This is a genomic window from Psychromonas sp., from assembly GCF_047632955.1.
In the GTDB taxonomy this organism is placed as follows: domain Bacteria; phylum Pseudomonadota; class Gammaproteobacteria; order Enterobacterales; family Psychromonadaceae; genus Psychromonas.
On sequence record NZ_JBLIED010000008.1, the window covers coordinates 13,316 to 37,033 of the forward strand.

Below are 23,718 nucleotides of genomic sequence, written 5' to 3' on the forward strand. Positions count from 1 at the left end.
TATTTTGACATTTAGAAAAGATCTTAACGGCTTAAGAGCAATTGCAGTCATTGCTGTTGTACTATTTCATTTTAATGAATCTTGGATGCCAGGAGGATTTGCAGGGGTAGATGTTTTTTTTGTCATTTCAGGTTTTTTAATGACAGGGATAATTTTTCGAGGGATAGAACAAAATAATTTTTCTATTTTGAACTTTTATATTGCTAGAGTAAATAGGATTATTCCTGCATTAGCAGTACTCTGCTTCTTTTTACTCATTTTGGGGTGGTTTTACCTTACTCCTATTGATTATAAAGCTCTGAGCAAGCATGCCAGTGGTAGCATTACTTTTTTATCTAACATTATGTTTTGGAAGGAATCCGGTTATTTTGACGCTGCTTCACATGAGAAATGGTTATTACACACTTGGTCATTGTCTACTGAATGGCAATTTTACATAATTTATCCCTTACTGCTTGTTGCTCTAAGGAAATGTATATCTTTTAAAGCAATGAAAACTACCATTTTATTTGGAACCATTTTAGGTTTCATTTTTTGCACAATTGCAACCTATAAATGGCCTACCCCTGCATATTACCTTTTACCGACTAGGTTTTGGGAAATGATGGCCGGTGGAGTTGCTTATCTTTATCCATTCTCAGGACAACACAAAAAAAACAAAATATTAGAATGGTGTGGTTTAACCTTAATAATGGGATCTTATTTATTCATGTCTAAAGATACCCCTTGGCCTGGCTATTTAGCTATATTTCCGGTCTTAGGTTCTTTTTTAGTTATTCAATCACAATGTGGTGATAGTTTTATTACAGGCAACGTTATTTTTCAGAAATTAGGCTCTTGGTCTTACTCTATTTATCTATGGCACTGGCCTATCGTTGCTGCTTTTTATTATTTTTCATTAGATGAAATTTATCTAGGGATTCTTTTATCAATTTTTTTAGGAGGAATGAGTTATACTTATATTGAAAAAATCAAGTTTAGAAACGATTTCAGGGGGGTACTTGAGCATTTAAAATGCAAACCTATATATATGCTTTCATTTATTGTGTTGCTTTCGCTTTATATTTCGTCTATCAACGGGAAAAATGGATGGATAGTCAAGCAAGATTTATTAACAAAGCAAACATATAGTATTTTGGCAGAAATGTCTCCGCAAGCCGGTAATTGGGGAACTAATTTAAATGGGAAACAAGACTACTCCGATTGCCGATTTAATGTTAAAAACTTAACAAGCACAATTGAACTAAGGTTAAAAAAGTGTGAGTCAAGTTATGGTGCTGGCATAATGATACTGGGTGACAGTCACGCAAAAGATTTATTTGGCATGGTGTCTTCTAGATTTAATGATCCTTTTATCGTTGGTATTACAAATTCAGAAGGATGCCGCCCCCACACACACAAGAAATTTTGTCAATATGAAAAAGTAAGAAAATTTTTATCTACGAACGCAAATATATTCAAGCATATTATTTATGAGCAAGGTGGGCTGTATTTATTACTAGATAAAAAAGGAAATAAAGGATCAAGGGATATGCTTCGTAAATTAGGTTTATTTGAAAAAGTAGAGGGGGTTAGTCTTGATACTGTGCATATATCTCGAGTTACTGATTACCTTAAAAAAATCAGTAACTTTGCACCAGTTACGTGGTTTAGTAGTAGGGTTGAACCTCAATTTACCAATAGGCAGGTATTAAATAGAGGTTGCAACTTTAAATTTGAGCTAAGAAAGAATCAGTTAGCTGCGTTTAGAATGCTTGATAAAAAAATTGAAAGTAATATAACCCAGATCAATAATATTAAATTTTTATCTCAAAACGAAATTTTAGACTATAAATTTCCAGAGGATTTTATGAGTTGTGAAAAAATATTGTGGGATGATGGTGATCACTTATCAAGCTTAGGAGAAGAAACTTTAGGTAAACGACTTCCAAGTGACTTTTTAATATATTAATGGCATTTTGACACTTTTTAAAAACTGACAAATTCCTGCTAATATCAAGAAATGATTAAGGAAAAAGGAGCGACTTTTATACCTATTTATAGTTGATCTACTTATAATTTATTCAACGTCATTTAGTGAAAACAGACTGACATAAGTTTAGCTAGAATTAACTGGAGTTAGTGATTTTTTAATTTTCATTCAAAATGAGCTTAAATTAAGCTCATTTTCTGTTTCTAATCCATAAATACTTATCTTTCCAAATAGTTAGATTATAAATAACAGATGTTACACAGTCCCCTGATAGAATAGGGCTTACAGCAAGGTCTAAAAACAGTAACTTATTGATTTATAATAATGTAGTGCGTAACGTCAGTAAATAAGTAGTTAAACATTTTTTATTGCAATTATTTTTAATAACTACACTTTATTTCATTCCCTAAGGAACGCCAATTGTAAATAGCATGCAAGTAAAACCAACCTATACTTGGAGATACCTCGTATATTTTAACATGGAGCTAACAATGAACAAATTAATAAAAAATATTAATTATTTATTAATAATATTACTACTTTCAGTGTTTAACTATGTATCCGCATATACTATGCCCACAGGGATACCGGATACAGATATTGATTTTACACAAGATGCACCTGTTAGGCCAAGTGATTGGAGTAGGACTATCGCTGGTTACTATTATATAAACGCATCAACGGGGTCAAATTCCAATGTATATGGTACGCCAACAGCTCCCAGAGCATCTATACCTAGCCCAATCCCCGCCGGTTCATATGTGGAAATATCCGGAACTTATCCTTCAAACACAGCAGCATTTTTTATAAATGGTCAGGGAACGGAAGATACATGGGAGGCCGGAGTTACTGGCCCTGTATGGGTTACAACAACCGAAGTCTCGGATGGAACATTCAAAGCTCTAACAGTATTAATTGGGACTAATGTATTCTTAGATGGACTTTCATTTAGAGATGGTGGCAGTCTACATATAGGGTCTTATACAACGGGAACTGGTAATAATAATATTGTAGCTAGAAATAATAGCTTGGTTGGCACAGGTGATGTTGTCCATTCGGGTATTATTGCAATGGGAACAGAAACTATACCAACCACAAATACTATTATATACAACAATACTATTAGTAATTACGGCCCGATGGCGAGTACAGGTGACTCTGACGCAACAGGTATAGATTTAAAAGAGTCTATTTCTAATACTTGGATATTATCCAATGATATTACTGCCTGTTCTGGTGCAGGTGTCCAAGTAGGCCCAACTGGGAAAGAAATACAGACCCATAATACCTATATAGGGCTTAATCATATTTACGGTGTAAGACAAAGTGGCATTGGCGTGAAGTGGGCGACTAATACAGTAATATCCACTAACCATGTTCACGATATAATATCAACTTCATGGTCTGTCTCAAAAGGTATAGCGGCACAAGCTGTACCCGTTGGCGTGTGGTTTATTAATAATCACATCCACGGAATGGAGTATGGTATCAGGCTTCCATCAACACAGAGTTCAAACACAGCCTATGAGTATTATCGCAACCAGTACATTATAGGTAATGTTATATATGACATTAGGCCAGTACAGCCATACGGGGCAACTAATGCGTATCAATCTGCGGGGATAAATTCTTATGGATCAGACCAAATTTGGATATATAACAACTTAATATTTGATGCTTTCAACGGTATAAGTAAAATTGGTTGGATTCCTGTACATATGAAAAACAATATTATATTAGATGTCACACCAGGCTTCAATGAAGCAGGTAGTGGTTATCATATATGGGCATTAGAGGCTTTGCTTAACACTAATTATTGGGTTGAAAACAATTACTTTGGTTCTGGTATGAGGGTCAGAGATGGTAATTCTACTATATACACAACACCCGCCGCATTGAATGCACTCCCTGGAGCAAGCGGAAATGTTGCGGGTGATGATTTTATAACACTTGCTAATATTGACGCTCTTATTGCAGGGACAAGCATTACTAGCTTAGATTATTCTTTACTCACAGATGCAGGCGCTAACGTTGATGAAATTTTAACAACGGCGTTTACTGCCGCTTTCCCTATGCTATCTAGTGTAGATAGTGATATGTTCGGAATGAATCGTATTCAAGGTTCTGGCATCGATATTGGCCCGTTTGAAAGCTCGTCTGTTAAACAAGTAACAGGTGGAACAGAAGAAGATAGTGTTCCTATGAGCCCAAGTAACCTCATTATTGATACTCAATAATGAGGTTAAAAACCACCGACTAATGTCGGTGGTTTAAAATTCGAGATATCCGATAGCATAGTATTATCGAGTGTTTTTAATCATCAGTGAGATAAAAAATACGAGGTGAGAAATCAGAGCCAGTAGAAGTAAATGCTTCATTAATATTACACCTGCATATCTCATCGATTAAGTGTTTTAGCAATAGTGCGTGATAAATAATAGCGTACAACAGCCACCAGCCCAGCTCTTTTGTACATACTGGCTACTGAGTTTAAGTGTAATTTTAGCCACATATAACGCGCTAACGCATAATTAATCCAACTAAAAGAGGAATTATTGAAAAAAGATGACAACCAGTTAATTTCAAGTCGTAGCTTATTCTTATTTTCTCCCTCTAAATACTCCACTTGCAATTCATCATTGATAAAAAATGGTACAACTTTTATTTCCTTTATTTTTTCACCTTGCGTACTAAATTCAAGTCCTAGGCTGTATTTAGTATTGGGCATTGCTTTAGTATCAATATCAATCAAAAAGTTACCTATTCCATAGAATATTGCCTTCCCTTTATATATTTCAATTCCCTGTATGACATGAGTATGGTGACAAATAATACAATCTGCGCCTGCATCTATTAATGCATATGCTCTTTTTCTTGAAACTCTATCGGTATAACGACAAAATTCAACACCTTGATGCAAAGATACAATCAATAAATCTGCTGCTATTTTTAATTTTTCGACATCTTTTATCATATTATTTACTGATTTGTAGGAAACGTTTACCTCAGCGCTATCAGTAAAAGGATGCGCAGCAGGTGAGTAAGCAATTAACGAAATTTTTGAACTTGGTAAGTTAATTGTATGTTCAAAGTTTTTGAAATTATCATCAATCGCCCCAAAGCAACCCATTCCTTTTTTATATACCGCATCAATAGTATCTTGAGCCCCAAGGACACCTAGGTCTAAAAAATGATTATTTGCCACATTTGCCACATAATTAGCCCCTTGAGGAAAAATATCTAAATACTGCGCTTTACCATTCATTAAAACGGGTTTTGGCTCCCAAGCCTGCCCCCTATCTGTTAAGCAACATTCTAAATTAAAAATTATTGCAGATTTATCTAGAAACACCTCTCTAATATGCGCAAAACTATAGTCGTTCCCATATCGCTCAATTGTTCTAGCAACTCCCCGAGCCAATGCTATGTCCCCTAAGAACAGCATATTAGATCTGGGTATTTCTAAGGTATATTCTTCTAATTTTACTGTCCAACTTCGATTTAAAATGTCCATTATTTACTTGAACCTGATTGTCCTAGAGTTTTATCCCAAATATTTGAGGCTGCATGAAGGGTAAATGTCTCTGATTTATGTAAAGCTGCTAGTGAAACCGATTCTGCTAAATCTTTATTAATCAGTAATGATTGCAGGCTATCAACAAAACCTATAATGTTATCTTTATTAATCAAATAGCCTGTTTTTCCTGATTCAATAAGATCTGATAAATCTCCTATATCAGATGCTACGATTGGTAATCCGTGTATTGCGGCCTCCATACATGACAAGGGAAGGCCCTCAGAATCAGATGTGAGCACAAAAATTCGCGCACATGATAGATATGAAGAAACATCGCCTGTTGCTCCTATAAATTTAACATTTTCATTAAGTCCCAATTGCTCTGATAAAATTTTGTATTCTTGAAGTCGATTACCACCGCCTATAATTAACGCTGAAATATTAGGCAACTTTAGTTTTAATTGTTCTACTACCTTTAAAAACCGATCAATCCTTTTAACAGGATCTAATCTAGCGACAAGAATCAAATCAACCTTTTTGTTTTTATCGTCTAACAAGTTTTCAAAAACTGTTTTATCTATTCCTCCAGGGTTTACAACTACATTTTCAACACCTTTATTTTCTAGGTATAATTTAGCTTTAGTCCCCATTGTTACGACATGATCAATTTTTTTTATATAATTAATTAACCATCCCTCTAAAATACAATCATGCTTACCAGTGTTTTTAAAAATGGGGGTTCCGCTATACACTCCGCCCCCTATGATTTCAGACCATCCTCCAACACAAAAATAGATAGATTTAACACCGTTCATTCTAGCAACAACATGCGCAAAGATTCCGTTTAACAATAAATGAAAACCACCAACATAATCAACATCGTTGTTTTTTGTAACTTTATAAGCAGTATAAGTTCGTGCAAAAACACTACCAAATATTTTTTGAACAAAAAGAGAAGGAGTAACATAGGTTACATTGTCTATTTCTAACATTTTTTTATCTGCAACAATCCAAATATGCGCACAAACATTAGATTCCGCTAACGGTTTAATATGAGCGGCAATCCAATTATCAGACTCAAAGCGGCCCATAAATACAAACTTGTTTTTGTTTTTGTTTTTGTTTTTGTATTTATTTGAGAACAGAGTGGTAATTAAATTTGAAATCGTTATTATTTGATAAACAACGAATCTTGATAATAGTTGTTTGAACAATGTGTTTTTCTGAGAGTCAATTAAACGTGATTTTTGAACCGTATATTCATATTTCTCCACAAGCATCCCTTTCTATAAGATTCCACCTAATTAGTTCTGTTTCATTTTACTGTTGTCAATCTTGTAATCCTATAAATCACAAGATGTTATAAAAACTTCTAAATAACTGTAATTCCAACATTTACAAAGAGTTAGATATAGATAAAATGCTGACAACATTATTCTAGAACAGAGCACCCTAAATACAATAGTACAAATAAATCTATTTATCTAATAAACGACTTATACCCTCATTATTTATTTTATTTCGTTCAACATACACTCTTAATAGCAAACCTATTGCAACCCACATCCCGACAGCCCCTTCTCTAGGGTAAAAGGTTTGGCTTCCTGTCGAGGCTATCAAAAAGGCCAACAGTAGGGCTAATGAAAAGCCCCCCGTGACTACATATATTTTTTCAGAGTTATCACGAAAGAGGCTCCAAGAATACTTTAATAACAGAAGATATAATAAAAATACTGGGAAAGCACCTACAAAGCCATTATCTTGAATCCATTGTAAATAAGCGTTATGAGGGTGCGGAAAGTTTTCACCCTTCCCATAATCTTGCTTAATTTTCAAAGTAATCCCTAAATTTTGCATAGCCTCTCGCCCATAACCAAAGAATGGGGCTTCTTTAATTGACTGCCAAACAAGTGGCCACACAAAGACTCGACCTGAACTAACTTCATAAAGATCCACTTCGGCTCCATCAAATTCCACATTGTTTGTTTCATTAAGTGATTGCATTTCAGACGAATCATCAGTTGAAAAACCGAAGCTAAGACGATCAATCGCAGAAGGAGCAAACATTGTTATAGCTAAGAGCATTAACGGTGCTAATAACAAATATTTGCGCCATTTAAACAAGCAATAAAAAACACCTAGAACGGCCCAAGTACCATAACCTGTTCTCCCTCCCGTCATTGCCATAGCAGTAAAAATAGCTAAGCAACTGGGTAAAATCAATAGCCAGTAATGTTTTGTACTAACTAACTCTTTTAAACAAAAAATAGCCCAAAAAGCGCCGCTCATCATCATTGATATGTTTACTCGATGAAACCCGACACTATCTGATATGATTTTAAGCGCCTTATGCTGCAAGGCATCTCCTCCCAATGTAAGCGATCCCAGTTTCATCGCTTTTATGACTTGCAGTGCCAATAATATAAACATTAAAGTTAGAGTGCCAATGGCAAAGTTATACTGCTTGCGACTACGGCAACCATCAAAAATAATCATTCCCGGCAGCACCCACTTAAAACAGTTGAACAGATATTCATTGAGTCTATTTATTCCCCCTGGTGGGTTTACCCCCATGGATTCAAATAATTCAATTACACCACTATGGTCATTAAAATAACGGATCACACCAATAAATATGAATAAAGTGTATAAATATAGTAATATTTTGATATTTTTAGGCATGTCCCAAGAAAGCTTTTCTTTTTTCCGATTGGAGAGCCAAGAAAAAACGGTATTTATAAATAAAAAATTCCAATGGTTTAAACCCGGTACGCCTGCAATGGATTTAGGCATATCTGGGTGTTGAAAAACAGCCATTAGTAATACCAACCAGCAAGCGGCTCTAAACCAATCTTTCCAGGCATACACACTTAAATACGCAATTAACAGAGTAAGAAGCGTTATACGAATCATAATATAATCGATTCATTTGAAATATTAATGCGCTGATCAACAAAAACAGATTTACCACGTACAGTTAATGGGATGTCATCCACTTGTGCTACAGATATTTCTACACGATGTTGTAATTTACGACTAATATTGCTGATAATTCGCTGTTTATTTTCGTCTGTAAAACTTTCTCCCGTTTTTATTTTTATCACTGCAACCCCGGGAGTTTCTTGATAGAATTGATACTGCAATACGTCATCAAAGGTATCATCATGCATATTAATTGCTGACCATGGAATCAAGCTGTTATCAATAGCAACTAAATGCTCCTGAATATTATGCCCTCTGATATCTTTAATAATTAAATGGTTTCTTTTGCATTTATCACAGTAATGGCCTACATACTCAGCAAAATCCCCCGTTCTATAACGAATAAATGGCATTACCGTATTTATAAAACCTGTTCCGACAATCTCTCCCACTTGTCCTTTTTTTGTAATTACGCACCCATCTGTATCTAGCAATTCTAAATAACCATAAGTCGGCCATACATGGTAATCGCTACTATACTCACATTCCCCCGCTGCAATTAGCTTTTCGCTATGTCCATACGATGAAAAATAGCGACAATTGAATACAGACTCGACAAATGTACGTTGTTCGGGGTAGACATTTTCCGATTCGGCGAGAATTGCTTGAATATTATCAAAACTTATATTTTCTTTTTTAGCAAAACGTGCCAACTGATATATTGAAGAAGGGTAAACATGTAAAAAACAATTTTTTAACGTTTTTATATGGCTGATATAATTTTTCATATCAACATTGCTCATATGGAAGTTACTATAATAATATTCATTAAATATCGGATCATAACTTTGGTGCACCGTGCCCCTAGTCTCTGTTACACGGCCCCGTAATACCGCTTTAACATTTCCTAGTTTAAAACCAGCTTTACGCCAACCATCCACTAAATAGGCATATTCTATTTGTGAACGACCAGCATTAATATAAAAGCTCAAAGGAACACCGCTAGTCCCACCTGTCGTAACATAATCGACATCCGAGTTATTTTTATCGACTAAAAGCAAGTCATCAATATTATCATTAATAAAAGCCTTATCTATTAATGGGAACTTTTTAAAATCACTTAACTCATTAAAAACTGAAATATCTAGATCAGCTGTGTCATATAATTTTTTATATGCAGGGCATTTATTATAAGCATTATTCACTTGCTCCTTTAATTGCTCGAAATGATAGGCATCGACCTCAGCTTTTGTCCACTTATCGGCAGATATAATAATTTTTGTTGTATCTCTAAATTTCCGACCAATTAAATACTCTAAAGGTATAAATGAGAGCGAAAGGCCAGCAATTTTTTTTAAAACGGAAGGCATTGCTTCCCATAGGTTTTTCTTTGAAAATGCTTTCTTCATACTGAGCCCATTCTTAGTTAAAACTTGGGAATTGTAATTCGAGCCATGGAATTGAAACACTATGTATTCCGCATTCATCAGGGCCGTGTGTTATTAAATCCATATATTTTTTATTATTAATCCATAGAACAGATTCTTTATTCGCTGGTACATACCAAGTTAACCCTTGTAAATCATTTGCACTTGCCATAGTAGTTACATGTATATGCACTTGATTATTAATTTCTTCCGCTGAAAAGCTTAACTCTTCTATGCTTCTTAAATACCCTAACAACCGCCGAGTCGTCGCAGTTAAAATATCCCCTCTGTTTTGATAACTGGCCAACAACTCAAAAGTCTGACGAGTTTTATCTTGAAACGGCTCCTCTTTACTAAAAACCTTACCCAAATGGCTATAAAAAATGCTACAACCTTGCCTCTTCACTAATGCATTTAATACTGAGGTAGTTAATACATTATGTATACCTCGGGCAGTATCAAACATTGACACCCCTCCCCAAGAAGGATTGCAACGCATAAATTCTAAAACAGGCGTGCCATCTATTAATGTTGTTTTTCTTAATACTTTATTGGCTTTGTGCATGGCATATTTTTTATTGCCCAAACGCGCAAACCAACCTTTAATAAATTCCAATAAAATGGTTTTGCTCGAGGCTTTAATCTGTTTTAGGTTAAATATACTAGCGTAACTACGTTTGCTATTTTGCGCTACACAACTGGTCACTCGGCCCTTCCAAATAAAAGGTAAAGCGCCTGATTGCACCGTTAAATCAGTATGATAAGCAGGCTTGCCCATCTCGGCACCTTGGCCTTTCATGATGTCATTATCTAAATTTGTGGGTGCTTGAGCGTGATCTATCCATACCTCTATTTTTCTTGCGCCTTGGCGTACAGCTAACCAGCATTCTTCAAGTCTATCTCGGTTTGCGACAAAATCACCGAAAGAATGCAGACAATCAATATGCCCGGATTGAATAAGCTTTTGGATCTTCCTTCGCCCATCATCATCGGTATTCGTATAAGAAAAATTATGAGCAGGCATATCAAAATAGATCGTATTACCGACTTCTAAACCCACCCCTTTCCCTAACAAGGTCTCTTCCGTGGTATTTAAATAACGCGCTGTTTCAAAGTAAATCTCTTTATTTGGCGTTTCATCTAAATCACTGCAAATAGCCAGCATTGCGCTATAAGGGTAAGGGTACTTTCGTAAACTAACGTTCATAATGAGGAAACCTTAACAAACTAAAACGCCAACATATGTTACGACTGCAACTTACAACGGCATAAGATCTTGTGTTTCATCCCAGTAGGGACTAGATATATAAAATAGATAATGATAGTAACGACTCCAGAACAGATAAAAGTAGTCAATGCGGTGACATTATCATTTGCATCAAAAGCTTGCCGAGACCAAAAAAGCAATCCCAAAAAAGGAATAATATATATTACCGGCCTGATAAAACTACTCCGTACATAACTAAACCACGATAATTTCAATTCGCGGCAGGTGTAAATTGGCACAATAAAACCGTAAACAATATTCATTGGTATAACAAATAATAGTGCAGCAGTTGTTAGCTCCCAGTCTTTAAATCCAGAAAAAAGAAGCCCAATAGCAAAAATAACAAATGTTAAAATAAAGGCCCAAATGGATATCCTTCCGTGCTGATTCATCCCCATCAATATTCGAATCGAGGTATCTTGCCCCATTGGTAATAATTGCCCTAATGCAAGAACCATCATTAATCCCCATAGAGCGTAATCACTGCCCATCCAATATTGTAAAACCACATCACCGTAAATAAATAAAAAACCTAAACCAGGTAAAGTAAGCGCAAAACTAATAGCGGTCGTATTGACAAAAAGTGACTGAATACCTTTAATATCGCCGGCTCCCTGCATCGAGCCGGTTGTTGGTGTTAACATTAAGGTAAATTTAGTTATAAAAGTTTTTATTTGCCTAGTTAACGCCATAGGCCTTGCAAAAATAGCCAGTGCAGCAGGGCCAATTGAACTAACTAATATGATATTAATTGTCTGCAGTAAAATAATTGGAGGAAGATTAGACAGCATACTTTTTATGCTAAAAATCAACATCTCTTTGCAAGTTACTAAATTAGCCAGGCGTAAATTAAAATGAAACTCTTTACAAATCCGGCTAGCAAAAACAAAGCGAATGGTTTCAAAAACAATCGTTGAACATAAATAACCTAACGCCATTCCGGCAACGCCAAAATCTGTTAAATAAAGCATTGCAACCATCAATGTTAATGAAAAAATGCTATCGCCTGCATGCAATGCATTATGAATATCCCAACGATGGTAACCGGTTAATAACCCCTTTGCAGATCCGGCAATCATTCCCACTGACAAACTAAAACCTAAAAAAAGTACCACCCATTGCGCCATTGCTGTATTTTCTTTTAATGATTCGCTAAAAAAACTGGGCAGTAAAAAATAAAATAAAATAGTACAAAGCATAACGGCAGAGCCCACTACTAATTGCACAAATACAGCTGAATTTGCTACTTCATTCAACCTATCGAACTCCCCTGCAGAACGATGCTTTGAAATATAACGATTAAAACAAGCCCCCATTCCAAATCCAAGTAAAGCTAAATAGCTAACAAAAGACCAACCAAAGTCCCAGATACCCAGTGCAACTTGACCGACCTTTTCATCCACTAAGCGCGGCATAACAAAGCCAGAAATGATAAGAACAAGCTGACTAACCCAACTCACCATTAAATTCCATGCAAAGCGATCCTGCCCACTTAAATCTTCTTTTTTGTTGTTCTGCGAATCTGTCATTATTATTTTTCTTCTTCAGTGTAGCCAAGTGTTCGATGGTACTCACCCGCTACACCATAAAAATATTTAAGGTCTGCTTCATTCAATTGTTCTTTCCAACGATCATCAAGCTTAATCACTTCAGAATCATCCAAGCGCATACCGTTACCGACTACATGATGTTCTACCGTTTTAAAATCCAAGCGTTTTTTTGTTGGGTCAACGCCAATAAATTCAAAAATACGATCTAATGTTTGCTCTGTATTGTTACAAATATCTTCATAGTGAACCTGCATCCACTTTTCTTTGTCCATGGTTGCTAATACCGCTTCCGTCTCCTGATTGCAGCGTATCCATTCATAAGCGCCTACTTCAATGCCACGTCCTTGCTCTTGGGTTTTACCCGCACCGCCACCGCGCAGCGTCGGATCTTTGGCATCTGCATATTCGGAGGGGTTTTTATAGGCAAGCGATACACCACGACCATCTCTCACTATCCAGATCACTTTAATGTCGAGAGCTTTATTTTTTAGTAAATATTTAAGACGAATACCTATTTTTGAGGAGTCAACAACGCCCTCAACGGCTGCTTGCTCTGCAATTGCGCTAACGTAATCTGCATTACGTTTTTGTAATATCGGCAATTGCTTGCGCCATGTTGGTGAAAGCGACAATAAAAAATCTCGAATCAATTCCACAGATGGCGCGCGCACTAACGGTTTAAGCAGTTTTAATATATAAGGTGTTGCACCACTGCGAATATCCATCCCTGCTGCCGAGATTGAAAAATCCTGGCCCCTTTGTGCCATTTTGTCACTAACACCCTGCCAGAAAGCACATTCACTGACTAACGTTTTACATGAACATAAATAACTCTCTTTAGCACCTAAATTAACCGCTTTCAATTCTCCGACACTGCATAAATCAGGGTGCGCCCCAAGCAGCATAGCGGTCATGGTTGAACCAGAATGACTGGCTGCGGCTAAATAAATTAATTGTTGTTTTTTACTGCTCATAATTTAACATCTTAATTTTATTGGCTAGAAAGGTTTGCTCGGCAGAAACAGTTCTTTGACTAACATGCCTAAGAACAAAGTGTTGGTGACCAGATAGCGTTTCCATAAACGCCCCGGCTCTTGTACCACGCGATACAGCCATTCCATCCCATATTTTTGCCAAATTAGTGGTGCACGCTGTACTTTCCCCGCTAATACATCAAACGAACCGCCAACCCCATGCACAACCGGTATACGCATGGTTTTATTCCAACGCGCCATAAATTGCTCCTTTTTGGGGGAAGTGATGGCTACAAATAAAACATCGGCATTAGAATCGGCAATTTGTTGTGCTACCGCAGCTTCTTCACTGTCATTAAAATAACCGTGTTGAGTGCCTGCAATAACAACACCAGGATATTGTTTGCGAATTTCAGATTCTGTTTTGGCCGATATTTCAGGTGTCGCACCAAGACAAAATACACGGTAGCCTTCTTTATTGCCGCGGCTCAAGATGCCATGCATTAAATCAATCCCGGCAACACGTTCAGGTAAAGTTTTTCTTAAAATTTTACTCGCCATAACAACGGCACTGCCATCGGCAAGGATCATATTTGAACTACGGACATCATCACCCAGAGCAGGATTACGCTTCATGTTGACAATCTTGGCGGCATTTAACATGCCGATATGTAAGGATTGTTTATTTTTTATTGCACTATCAATATTATCTAAGGCTTGCGATACAGCTAACGCATGAACCTTGATACCGAATAAACAGACATCCCTTTGCGTCACTTCAAATGCAAAAAGAGGGGAGTCATCTTCAACATTTTGTAAAACTGACATAAACTACTCCACATGATTGAAAATGTAATTAAATAACAAACCACACAATATAAGAAGATAATTAGAATATAGCAAATTGTAATTTATTCTATTCATCTTTATCACTTATAACCACTCTCTCTCACATTATTAATCAAATGGTTGCCATAAAAATAGCAGTGGTTATACTTGCCAAGTGCTCAAACAAACAATAAATCAAAAAAATGTCGCTTTTTGATATTCAAAGTTATTTACGTTATATATTTAAAAGATTAATCAAGTTCATGCATTTTAATCTCCCATTGTGTCTTTAAGATTTCTTAAAAAATATGTTCTTCATATGATTTTTTTGAATTATTGAATGCATAAAAGAATGAATGGTGATTAAATATTATTCACTTAACAACTGAAGCAATGAAGATAGAAATCGAAAGATAGTTTGTTATCACAACCATTAGCAAACTCGGTGATTTAACATCGGTTAATTATGATAATTTACAACCTCGGGTGTCCGCTTGAACGGAACCATAAACTATTTTAGGGATAATGACATGCGGGTACAAAATAGAAGAAACTTAACGCTATTTTTTCTTTTTAATTTCTCCATTATTGTAGCGGCTAATTCATCGGTTATTTTTGATCTTCTTGATGAATGGTTGAGTGCCGGTCCTTATAATCATGGCTTATTAGGTTTAGGGCTTGCTTTATATGTTTTTTGGATAAAAAAAGAGGCGTTTTCATCCCCCCGCAGCAGTTTTGTGAATCTTCTGCCCTTATGCGCGGCTAGCCTGTTACTGCTGGTAGCAAATCTTGCTAGCATTGGTCAGTTACAGATGCTCGGTCTGTTTCTTGTTATCGTGGCTTTATTACTTTCTCTTTACGGTATTAAAATCATTAACACTTTATTTCTTCCTTTATTGATGATTTTTTTGCTCCTGCCTGTCTGGAATGTATTACAAATACCCTTGCGGGAGATCTCAACTTGGGTAAGTTTCAACAGCGTAGACTTACTTGGTTTTGAAATAATTAGAGATGGATATCATCTACTGACTCCGGGTGGTGTTTTTGTAGTTGAAGAGGCCTGTTCTGGACTGGGTTTTTTTCTGGCTTCGGCCTTATACGCTGTTTTTGTTGCACAAATTAATCATCTTTCGCGTAAATCAGCGGTCTTATTTTTCGTTTTAGCGGTGCTTGTTGCTATCATCGCCAATTGGATTCGTATCACCGTGATAGTTATTGTCGGCAGCCAAACTGCAATGCAACACTTTATCGTACAAGATCATTTAACCTTTGGTTGGCTGGTTTTTGCGGCCTGCTTTATTCCTCTTATAATTATCGGTAATATCTATTTTGGAGAGCGGGTAGCCGCTAAAAGCAATGATAAAAACGCACCAAAGAAAGAGCAACGTTTAAATATCACCTATCTATTTTCAATATTTACAATTGTGATCTGTTTTTCTGTGGGCACATCCATTATTTCTTCCCGCTATGACCCTCAATATAAATTTATATTACCAAGCATTCCCAATTATACCAAAGTAGGAGAGAGCCAAACTAGCAGTTATAATTGGAAAGTCGTCTCAAAAGGCGTAACAAGCGAAGAATATAGCCATTTTTTACAGGAGAAAGACTTAATCCAAGTTTATTTAGCGAATTACGTCAGGCAATATCAAGGCGCTGAAATGATTTTTATTGAAAATAGTCTATTTGATCAAGACCGCTGGTTTAAAGATCAACAACAGACAATTGAATTAGCCTCTTTTCCTCTAAAGCAGATAAATTTGTTAACCCTGCACCGAAATAGTCACCGTTCGCGCTTAATCGCATATTGGTATTTAGTAGATGGGCATTATATCGCCGATAAAAAAATGGCTAAATGGTATGAAGTACAAGCGGCACTGAAAGGCCGGCCCGGTGCTACGCTGATCGCCATCGAATTTAATTATAATAATGAGGATAAGGAGCAGGCCTTAAAAACAATGACTGACTTTGCAACAGCATTTAGCGCACAACCTATTAATATTAAAAAATCGATATAAGAAGATCCTATGCAATCTCTGTCTTGGTATATAAAACGTATTAAAACCATGTCAATACAAGAAATTAGTTGGCGTGTTACATCTTTATCTGCCGCACTGTTTGAAGATCTCCGTGTAAAGATGAACATGGTTGCCGCGCCTGCATTTCAAGCAGGCTATCAACAACAAGCGCCCTTTTCTCCACCATTTCGAGTTTTTGTTGGAGATATTAAACAGTTTAATTCCCAATGGCGCCCGGCATTGGTAGCTAAAGCAGATAAAATTTTACAGCACAAGCTTAGCTATTTTGATTTGCATGATGTGGATTTAGAAACACCGATTAACTGGCATAAAGATCATGCGACAGGACAACAAACCAGCCGCGCTGCTATCATGTCGGTCAATTATCGAGATATTAAAAAAAATGGTGACTGCAAGTTGGTTTGGGAGCCTAACCGCCATCATCAGTTTGTTGTATTAGCGCGCGCTTATCAGGTTACTGGTGAGTTAAAATATGCGCAAGGTGTCATCACTCAGATAACCAGTTGGTTGGATGCCAACCCTTACGGTTATGGCATGAACTGGAAAAACCCGCTTGAACTGGGAATAAGAATCATTAATTGGGTATGGGCAATTGACTTGATTCTCGATTCGGGATTATTTACCGGTGAATTTAAAACGCGCTTGTTAGCTAGCGTCTATCTACATTGTCGAGATGTGAGTGGTAAATTCTCGCAAGGTTCATCGGCGAATAATCATTTAGTTGGTGAAGCCGCGGGGGTTTATATTGCTGCCAGCTATTTTTCAATGCTAAAAGATGCGACAACATGGCGGCAAAAAAGTAAAGCCGTTTTAGAAAACCAAATACAAGCACAAACTTTTGCAGATGGCGGCTCCAAAGAGCACGGTTTTAGCTATCAATTTTTTGTTTTCCAGTTTTATCTTTTTTCATTACAAATTGCGCACTGGCAAAATGATGATTTTTCTTCGGAATACCGACATACCTTAAACAAACTAGCCGAATTTATCGCCATCATTGCACAAGGGGGAGAAGACTACCCTATGCTCGGTGATCAAGATGATGGTTATGTATTGGATCTTGGTAATCATGTGCATGATATCAATGCTCTTTGCGATTTAGCTTCTCATCTTTATGATAATGAAATATTTCGCATCAACTACCAGGAAGCAAGCGAAGCTGCATTTTGGTTATTTAATCAGCGGGGCAAAGCTAAAAATATTGCGCCTCCATTACAATCAGCGCCTTTAACATCGCATCGATTTTTTGAATCTGGCTATTATTTACTACAATCCGGTAGCCTGAACAACAATGATCAGGTCAGTGTTTTATTTGATTGTGCTGAACTTGGCTATACTTCCATTGCGGCTCATGGACATGCAGATGCATTAAGTCTCGTTATGCGAATCAATGGTAAAGATCTGTTAGTCGATAGCGGCACCTATGATTATTACAGTTTTCCGAACTGGCGTGATCAACTCAGAAAAACACAAGCTCACAATACAATAGAGGTCGATGCCTTAGATCAATCGCTTATGAGTGGTCCGTTTATGTGGGAAAAGCATGCACAAGCACAATGTACCCTTTGGCAGCCAAATCCTAGAGGAGGAATCGTCACTGGACTGCATAATGGTTATTTACGACTAGTCTCCCCCGTCACCCATCAACGTAGTTTAAATTTAGATGCACAGCAAAAAGAGTTACAAATAACAGATCAAATACAATCACAAGGCAATCATGATATTGCGCTCTATTTCCATTTGTCAGAATATTGCTGTGATATAAAAGTTGATGGTCAAGTTTGCAGTCTCATCTTAGGCACTTCTAAAGTGATGATAACCTTACCCGATAACTTAACCTTAGAAGCCGTACGGGGAGCGTGGCACAAAGATCCTGATCATACATCACTAGGCTGGGTAAGCCGCGGTTATCACCAAAGAACGCCAATTACTACTTTAATCGCCACAGGAAAGACAGCTGCTAGCCAACAATTTATAACATCTATTCGTTGGTTTTGATAAAAGATTAAAGTGCTGTGAGATAGCGTCCCGTAGGCCAGATTTTTTTAACCGTAAAAGGGATGTTTTTTATTTTTGTCTGCCAGATAAAAAGATTGGCACCGATTTTTTTTTCGGCAAGCCAGCGCCTTTTATGATCCGTATAAACACCCAAAAAATCATAACAGCTTAGCCCTTCTTTCTGACAATGAGTGAATGAATAATAACGTAACACCTGCCCAATGCCAGGAATGAACTCAGGATTAAACCCTTCTTGAATGGCTAAGAATTCGTTGTTATATACATAACCAAGCTGCATCGCTTGAATTTCACCGTGACTTTCAAGCCTAAGCAACCTCAACCAGCCTTTTTTTAAAGCTAAAGGTACAAAAAGTCGGTAAAAATCAGCTAATTCAGGACGTCGTTCAAAGGTACCCAATCCAGAATGTAACCAATGTTTATTATGTAAGCTGAATAGTTGCTCAAGAAGTTCACTAATCTCATCATCATCTTTGCAAGTTAGCATTTCCCATGAACCAAGCTTATCCAGACGGCGAGTGGTTTGACGAATGTTAGTGCGCAAACTCTTAGATAGCTTAGGTAAGAAATCAGTAGAAAAATCATTTAAAGGAGTCGGAGCAAATTCGACGTTACGATGGTTGCAGTTAAGTCCCTTAACACTAGCTAATGATTGCAGCAGCGTTTGACCGCCCTCAGCCCAAGCCTTTACATTGGTGAACCAAATAAAATCCCAACACGGTTTAACCTCTGGGCTAAGCAGATATTCCCAGAGCCTGCTTTTAAGGGCGATACTGTTTTCTTTTTTAACAATGAAGTTGGAGTATTCCGAGCCAGAGCCTTTATCGCCCACAAATCGTAAGGCCTGGTACGTCAGTAAGTTAGCCAGACGGTATTCTTGTATATAAAAAGGGGCAATAGCGAAAATACCCTGACTGTCCTGAATGACGATAATAAGCGGCTTTATCAACTTTCCTTGTGTTATTCGCCAGCAGTTGATCCACTCCCAAGTCAAAAATAGATTATCGGCATCCGATTGCACAAGTAATTTTTGCCAATCTTCTTTTAACGTTGCAAAATCATTCCAGTCTTTAATCACTCTGAATACAAATGATTCTATATTGCTTACTAACATATTAACCCTTTTATAAGTTGAACATTTAGATTGAACATTTAGATTGAACATTTAAAAATTTAAATACCTTTAAAATCAATGCAATAAAAAATCACTCTAAAAACAAAATTACAAGAGCAAAAAGTCAGGATAAAAAACACCAATGAAATAACAAATTTACATTAAGAATCACCTAAACATGTCTGAAAAATTATACATTTTATGATTATAAGCTAGAGTCCCCAATCGCTAAAATTACGAACCGGGATCCAATGAACTATTTAAAAAACTTATCCATTACAATTAACTCTTTTCATCTATTATTATCGTGTTTATTTTGTTTATCATTTTTAACTTCATGTAATAGTGGCTCTTCATCTGACACGTTAACATTAGCACCAAACAGTGCTGAAAGTGCTGAAAGTGCTGAATTTACTATTAATTTACCTGCAGGTATAACAGTAAAGGCTGGTGACATCGTTGAATTAACCCCTGAAATTAATGGGGAAAGTACCACTATAGTTACTTATCAATGGAAACAAACATCCGGCTCGGCGGTAACGCTGACAACAAATGATCGACTGTATTTAGAATTTACGGCCCCCGTAAACGATAATTTAACATTTGAAGTTGTCGCTACCGATAGTGATGGCATTCAATACACAGACACAATAAATATAACGGTATTACCAGCGGATGAAATATTAAATAGTATTTTAATAAGCTGGAATGCTCCTATTCTAAATACTGATGGTTCAGAATTATCCAATTTAGTAGGCTATAAAATTTATTATGGGCAAGATCAAGCACAACTCGATAAAACCATACTGGTTAGCGATGTTGGGTTAACCTCATACACTATTGATGATCTACCCTCTGGCATTAACTATTTTTTCTGCGTAACAGCCATTAACAGCGCAGGATATGAAAGTCAAAAAAGCGAGATGGTAGAATATATTCTGTAGCCACCCTAATAATAAAAATAGCAGTTAAAAAATCAATACCATTTCAGCAGCCACTCTAACGGTATCAACAAAATACTTTTTTGTGGCTTAAAGACTCTCTAAAATCAATTTATCAAGTAGCAAATTAACTAAGTAATTGAGCATAATCAAGCTGTACATTTAAATCCACAACTTCATCACCAAACCTTGTTGAATATATTCTAAGATAATAATAAACCTTATTATCTTAGGCAATTAATTGACCCTTTTTATCGGTTGCAAATAAAGTAAATATTACTATTTCCGTTCAACTAATCTTCGATACCAATATTGAAGAAACCAAACAATCTGCCATTGTCAATACCATAACCATATGATAATTTAATTTTAATTGTAGAATAAAATAATATAAAAAAATCATCATAACCCAAACCTGATGGCCCGCTCACATGTCGTGATTTTTTTATTGATAATATAGAATTAAAGTATTAAAATTTTTTTTCTAAGTATCATAATTCAGGTTATTACAAGTTAAGTGATTTTTTTCAACTTTAATATTATTTTGTCTCCATCATTATATTTACAGCTCATACGGAAATATTATTATGCTTATGAAAATATTAATTGTCTTTGGTACTCGACCAGAAGCAATCAAAATGGCTCCACTTGTAGATGCGCTAAAAAAACAGCCGGGTATTGACGCTAAAGTTTGCGTTACAGCACAACATAGAGAGATGCTTGATCAGGTACTTGAATTATTTTCAATTACACCTGATTATGATCTTAATATAATGAAACCCGGGCAATCTTTATCCGATGTAACTACCAATATTTTATTAGGGCTTGAACCAATTTTAAAAAACTTCAAGCCCCAACTTGTATTGGTCCACGGAGATACATCTACAACATTATCAAGCAGCTTAGCCGCCTTTTATCAACAGATTCCTATCGGCCATGTCGAAGCCGGCTTACGGACTGGCGATCTATATTCTCCATGGCCTGAAGAAGGAAACCGTAGGCTTACCAGCGCTATTACTTCACTTCATTTTGCGCCAACTGAAAGATCCAAAGCGAATTTAATACGCGAGGGGATCTCCGCTGATAAAATTGAAGTTACCGGCAACACTGTTATTGATGCCCTGATGCAGGTGATCAATAAATTAAAAAACAATACACAGTTATCAGATAAATTAGCAGCTCATTTCTCCCTATTGGACGCCAACAAAAAGTTAATTTTAGTCACGGGGCATCGAAGAGAAAGTTTTGGTGGCGGATTTGAGCGAATTTGTGAGGCGCTTACAGAAGTTGCCAGTAGAAATAATGATGTACAAATAATTTATCCGGTACATCTAAATCCACATGTTATCGAACCTGTGAATAGAATTTTAGGCAATGTCAAAAATGTCCATTTGATAAAGCCGCAGGATTACCTTCCTTTTGTCTATTTGATGGATAAAGCACACATTATTTTAACAGATTCAGGAGGCATTCAGGAAGAAGCACCAAGTTTGGGCAAGCCGGTATTAGTCATGCGCGACGTCACTGAACGCCCCGAAGCGCTCTCCGCAGGAACGGTTCAGCTTGTTGGTACTGACAAAAACAAGATTGTCAGTGCCATTGAAAAATTACTACAAAATGAAATTACCTATAACCGAATGAGCCGGGCGCATAACCCCTACGGTGACGGCCAGGCTTGCGAGAAAATAATCAATAAAATAATGAATTCTTTAGGTACGCCAGCACCCGAAGAAATGATAGTAACTTCAGAACCCGTTATTATTTGATTGCGTAATTGATAAACAAAAATTAAAAGGAATTAATATGATGTTTGAAAAGGTTTCCGTCATTGGGCTCGGATATATTGGTTTGCCTACCGCTGCAATTATAGCCTCTCGTGGCATGAGCGTAGTTGGGGTAGAAGTTAACCAAAATGCCGTAGACACTATTAATGCCGGGAAAATTCACATTGTCGAGCCAGATCTTGACATTGTCGTGCGCAGTGTTGTTTCAACCGGTAATTTACGAGCGGTAACGATAGCTGAACCTGCTGATGTATTTATGATTGCCGTCCCAACCCCCTTTATTCATAGTGCTGATGATAGCCATCAACCCGATCTCAGTTATATTGAATCTGCTGCTAATACGATAGCGCCTGTACTTGAAAAAGGTAATTTGGTTATTCTTGAATCAACCTCTCCGGTAGGAACGACTGAAAAACTGGCTTATTGGCTAGCTGAAGCTCGACCTGATTTATCCTTTCCACAAGATGTCGGCGATCTGGCAGATATCAACGTAGCACATTGTCCTGAACGTGTTCTGCCAGGTTATGTTCTACAAGAATTAGTGTCTAATGATCGCGTTATCGGTGGCATGAGTAAAACCTGTAGCGAGAAAGCAGTTGCACTTTACCGCACATTTGTGCGCGGTGAATGTATCATCACCAATGCTCGCACCGCTGAAATGGCAAAATTAACTGAAAACTCGTTTCGCGATGTTAATATTGCATTTGCAAATGAACTGTCCATTATTTGTGATAAATTAAAAATAAATGTGTGGGAATTAATCAAACTGGCCAATCGCCACCCGCGCGTTAACATTTTAAGCCCGGGGCCTGGTGTCGGTGGTCATTGTATTGCCGTTGATCCTTGGTTTATCGTCGACAGTTGCCCCGAAGAAGCAAATCTTATTAAACAAGCACGCTTAACCAATGATCACAAACCTCATTATGTCATCGAACAAATAACAAATGCCGCTGACGAGTTTAAGCGACCTGTTATTGCATGCTTAGGACTGGCTTTTAAAGCTGACATTGACGATCTGCGAGAAAGTCCAGCATTGCAGATAGTTGAGCAACTAGCCGATAAAAAGGTCGGACAAATAATTGCAGTAGAGCCCAATATTAAATCATTGCCGGCGCATTTAGTGAAAGATAATGTAACATTAACAAGCTTAGAGCACGCCTTGGAGCTGGCCAATATCATCGTCATATTAGTCGATCATCAGGAATTTAAAAGAACAGATAAAACACAATTTGCTAAGAAAGTTGTCATTGATACACGCGGAATACTCTAGCCTAAATGCCATTTTATTGAACTACCAGAAATCAGCAGTTTCAGTCTATTGGCAATAACTTAAACAACGAAGCTACTGGTATTCATTTATGTACAATACC

The 23,718-nt window shown here is 36.8% G+C and carries 16 protein-coding genes; 7 read left to right on the forward strand and 9 right to left on the reverse strand.

Annotation, left to right across the window (positions count from 1 at the left end; translation table 11 throughout):
- Positions 1-4: 4 nt before the first annotated feature.
- On the forward strand, positions 5-1,951 hold the full coding sequence (locus tag ACJAZP_RS07355) for an acyltransferase family protein (RefSeq protein ID WP_415230097.1): 1,947 nt from the start codon (positions 5-7) through the stop codon (positions 1,949-1,951).
- Positions 1,952-2,463: 512 nt separating this feature from the next.
- Complete coding sequence (locus ACJAZP_RS07360) at positions 2,464-4,209, forward strand: hypothetical protein (protein ID WP_415230098.1); 1,746 nt, start codon at positions 2,464-2,466, stop codon at positions 4,207-4,209.
- 161 nt (positions 4,210-4,370) lie between these two features.
- Here the strand turns inward: ACJAZP_RS07360 and ACJAZP_RS07365 are convergent, their stop codons facing one another.
- The 8 genes from ACJAZP_RS07365 to ACJAZP_RS07400 form a co-directional block, all read right to left on the reverse strand.
- Entirely contained in the window at positions 4,371-5,486 is a 1,116-nt protein-coding gene (locus ACJAZP_RS07365) for a CapA family protein (protein ID WP_415230099.1), read from the reverse strand.
- Positions 5,486-6,763, reverse strand: a complete 1,278-nt coding sequence (locus ACJAZP_RS07370; protein WP_415230100.1) for a glycosyltransferase — start codon at positions 6,761-6,763, stop codon at positions 5,486-5,488. The genes ACJAZP_RS07365 and ACJAZP_RS07370 overlap by 1 nt, the downstream gene beginning before the upstream one ends.
- Positions 6,764-6,965: 202 nt before the next feature.
- Entirely contained in the window at positions 6,966-8,306 is a 1,341-nt protein-coding gene (locus ACJAZP_RS07375) for an O-antigen ligase family protein (RefSeq protein ID WP_415230101.1), read from the reverse strand.
- A 92-nt stretch (positions 8,307-8,398) separates the two neighbouring features.
- The gene (locus ACJAZP_RS07380; RefSeq protein ID WP_415230102.1) at positions 8,399-9,820 is read right to left on the reverse strand and encodes a phenylacetate--CoA ligase family protein; all 1,422 of its coding nucleotides are present in this window, start codon (positions 9,818-9,820) and stop codon (positions 8,399-8,401) included.
- Between the two features lie 13 nt (positions 9,821-9,833).
- Positions 9,834-11,045, reverse strand: coding sequence for a hypothetical protein (locus tag ACJAZP_RS07385; protein WP_415230103.1), 1,212 nt, complete (start codon positions 11,043-11,045; stop codon positions 9,834-9,836).
- Between the two features lie 38 nt (positions 11,046-11,083).
- A complete protein-coding gene (locus ACJAZP_RS07390) occupies positions 11,084-12,634 on the reverse strand; it encodes a lipopolysaccharide biosynthesis protein (protein ID WP_415230104.1) in 1,551 nt (516 codons plus the stop codon).
- A gap of 2 nt (positions 12,635-12,636) precedes the next feature.
- Complete coding sequence (locus tag ACJAZP_RS07395; RefSeq protein ID WP_415230105.1) at positions 12,637-13,629, reverse strand: sulfotransferase; 993 nt, start codon at positions 13,627-13,629, stop codon at positions 12,637-12,639.
- Between the two features lie 24 nt (positions 13,630-13,653).
- On the reverse strand, positions 13,654-14,457 hold the full coding sequence (locus ACJAZP_RS07400) for a WecB/TagA/CpsF family glycosyltransferase (RefSeq protein ID WP_415230106.1): 804 nt from the start codon (positions 14,455-14,457) through the stop codon (positions 13,654-13,656).
- 530 nt (positions 14,458-14,987) lie between these two features.
- Between ACJAZP_RS07400 and ACJAZP_RS07405 the strand changes: the two genes are divergently transcribed.
- Positions 14,988-16,475: an exosortase C-terminal domain/associated protein EpsI gene (locus ACJAZP_RS07405; protein WP_415230107.1), complete on the forward strand. Its 1,488-nt coding sequence runs from the start codon at positions 14,988-14,990 to the stop codon at positions 16,473-16,475.
- Between the two features lie 9 nt (positions 16,476-16,484).
- Positions 16,485-18,491 carry an alginate lyase family protein gene (locus ACJAZP_RS07410; protein WP_415230108.1) on the forward strand — a complete coding sequence of 669 codons (2,007 nt, stop codon included), beginning with the start codon at positions 16,485-16,487 and terminating at the stop codon, positions 18,489-18,491.
- A 7-nt stretch (positions 18,492-18,498) separates the two neighbouring features.
- On the opposite strand, the gene ACJAZP_RS07415 is transcribed toward ACJAZP_RS07410, so the two are convergent.
- On the reverse strand, positions 18,499-19,623 hold the full coding sequence (locus tag ACJAZP_RS07415) for a GNAT family N-acetyltransferase (protein WP_415230109.1): 1,125 nt from the start codon (positions 19,621-19,623) through the stop codon (positions 18,499-18,501).
- Positions 19,624-19,874: 251 nt separating this feature from the next.
- On the opposite strand from ACJAZP_RS07415, the gene ACJAZP_RS07420 reads away from it, so the two are divergent.
- The 3 genes from ACJAZP_RS07420 to wecC all read left to right on the forward strand — a co-directional run bounded on the left by ACJAZP_RS07420 (position 19,875) and on the right by wecC (position 23,618).
- Entirely contained in the window at positions 19,875-20,567 is a 693-nt protein-coding gene (locus ACJAZP_RS07420; protein ID WP_415230110.1) for a PKD domain-containing protein, read from the forward strand.
- 590 nt (positions 20,568-21,157) lie between these two features.
- On the forward strand, positions 21,158-22,330 hold the full coding sequence (wecB, locus tag ACJAZP_RS07425; protein WP_415230111.1) for a non-hydrolyzing UDP-N-acetylglucosamine 2-epimerase: 1,173 nt from the start codon (positions 21,158-21,160) through the stop codon (positions 22,328-22,330).
- 37 nt (positions 22,331-22,367) lie between these two features.
- On the forward strand, positions 22,368-23,618 hold the full coding sequence (wecC, locus tag ACJAZP_RS07430) for a UDP-N-acetyl-D-mannosamine dehydrogenase (protein WP_415230112.1): 1,251 nt from the start codon (positions 22,368-22,370) through the stop codon (positions 23,616-23,618).
- The last annotated feature ends 100 nt before the right edge of the window (positions 23,619-23,718 follow it).

Bases quoted from the DNA above. Each gene is read 5' to 3' on its own strand.
- ACJAZP_RS07360 (WP_415230098.1), top strand. From the start codon at position 2,464: ATGAACAAATTAATAAAAAATATTAATTATTTATTAATAATATTACTA.
- ACJAZP_RS07365 (WP_415230099.1), bottom strand. From the start codon at position 5,486: ATGGACATTTTAAATCGAAGTTGGACAGTAAAATTAGAAGAATATACC.
- ACJAZP_RS07375 (WP_415230101.1), bottom strand. From the start codon at position 8,306: ATGGCTGTTTTTCAACACCCAGATATGCCTAAATCCATTGCAGGCGTA.
- ACJAZP_RS07380 (WP_415230102.1), bottom strand. From the start codon at position 9,820: ATGAAGAAAGCATTTTCAAAGAAAAACCTATGGGAAGCAATGCCTTCC.
- ACJAZP_RS07385 (WP_415230103.1), bottom strand. From the start codon at position 11,045: ATGAACGTTAGTTTACGAAAGTACCCTTACCCTTATAGCGCAATGCTG.
- ACJAZP_RS07390 (WP_415230104.1), bottom strand. From the start codon at position 12,634: ATGACAGATTCGCAGAACAACAAAAAAGAAGATTTAAGTGGGCAGGAT.
- ACJAZP_RS07395 (WP_415230105.1), bottom strand. From the start codon at position 13,629: ATGAGCAGTAAAAAACAACAATTAATTTATTTAGCCGCAGCCAGTCAT.
- ACJAZP_RS07400 (WP_415230106.1), bottom strand. From the start codon at position 14,457: ATGTCAGTTTTACAAAATGTTGAAGATGACTCCCCTCTTTTTGCATTT.
- ACJAZP_RS07405 (WP_415230107.1), top strand. From the start codon at position 14,988: ATGCGGGTACAAAATAGAAGAAACTTAACGCTATTTTTTCTTTTTAAT.
- ACJAZP_RS07410 (WP_415230108.1), top strand. From the start codon at position 16,485: ATGCAATCTCTGTCTTGGTATATAAAACGTATTAAAACCATGTCAATA.
- ACJAZP_RS07415 (WP_415230109.1), bottom strand. From the start codon at position 19,623: ATGTTAGTAAGCAATATAGAATCATTTGTATTCAGAGTGATTAAAGAC.
- ACJAZP_RS07420 (WP_415230110.1), top strand. From the start codon at position 19,875: ATGAACTATTTAAAAAACTTATCCATTACAATTAACTCTTTTCATCTA.
- wecB (WP_415230111.1), top strand. From the start codon at position 21,158: ATGAAAATATTAATTGTCTTTGGTACTCGACCAGAAGCAATCAAAATG.
- wecC (WP_415230112.1), top strand. From the start codon at position 22,368: ATGATGTTTGAAAAGGTTTCCGTCATTGGGCTCGGATATATTGGTTTG.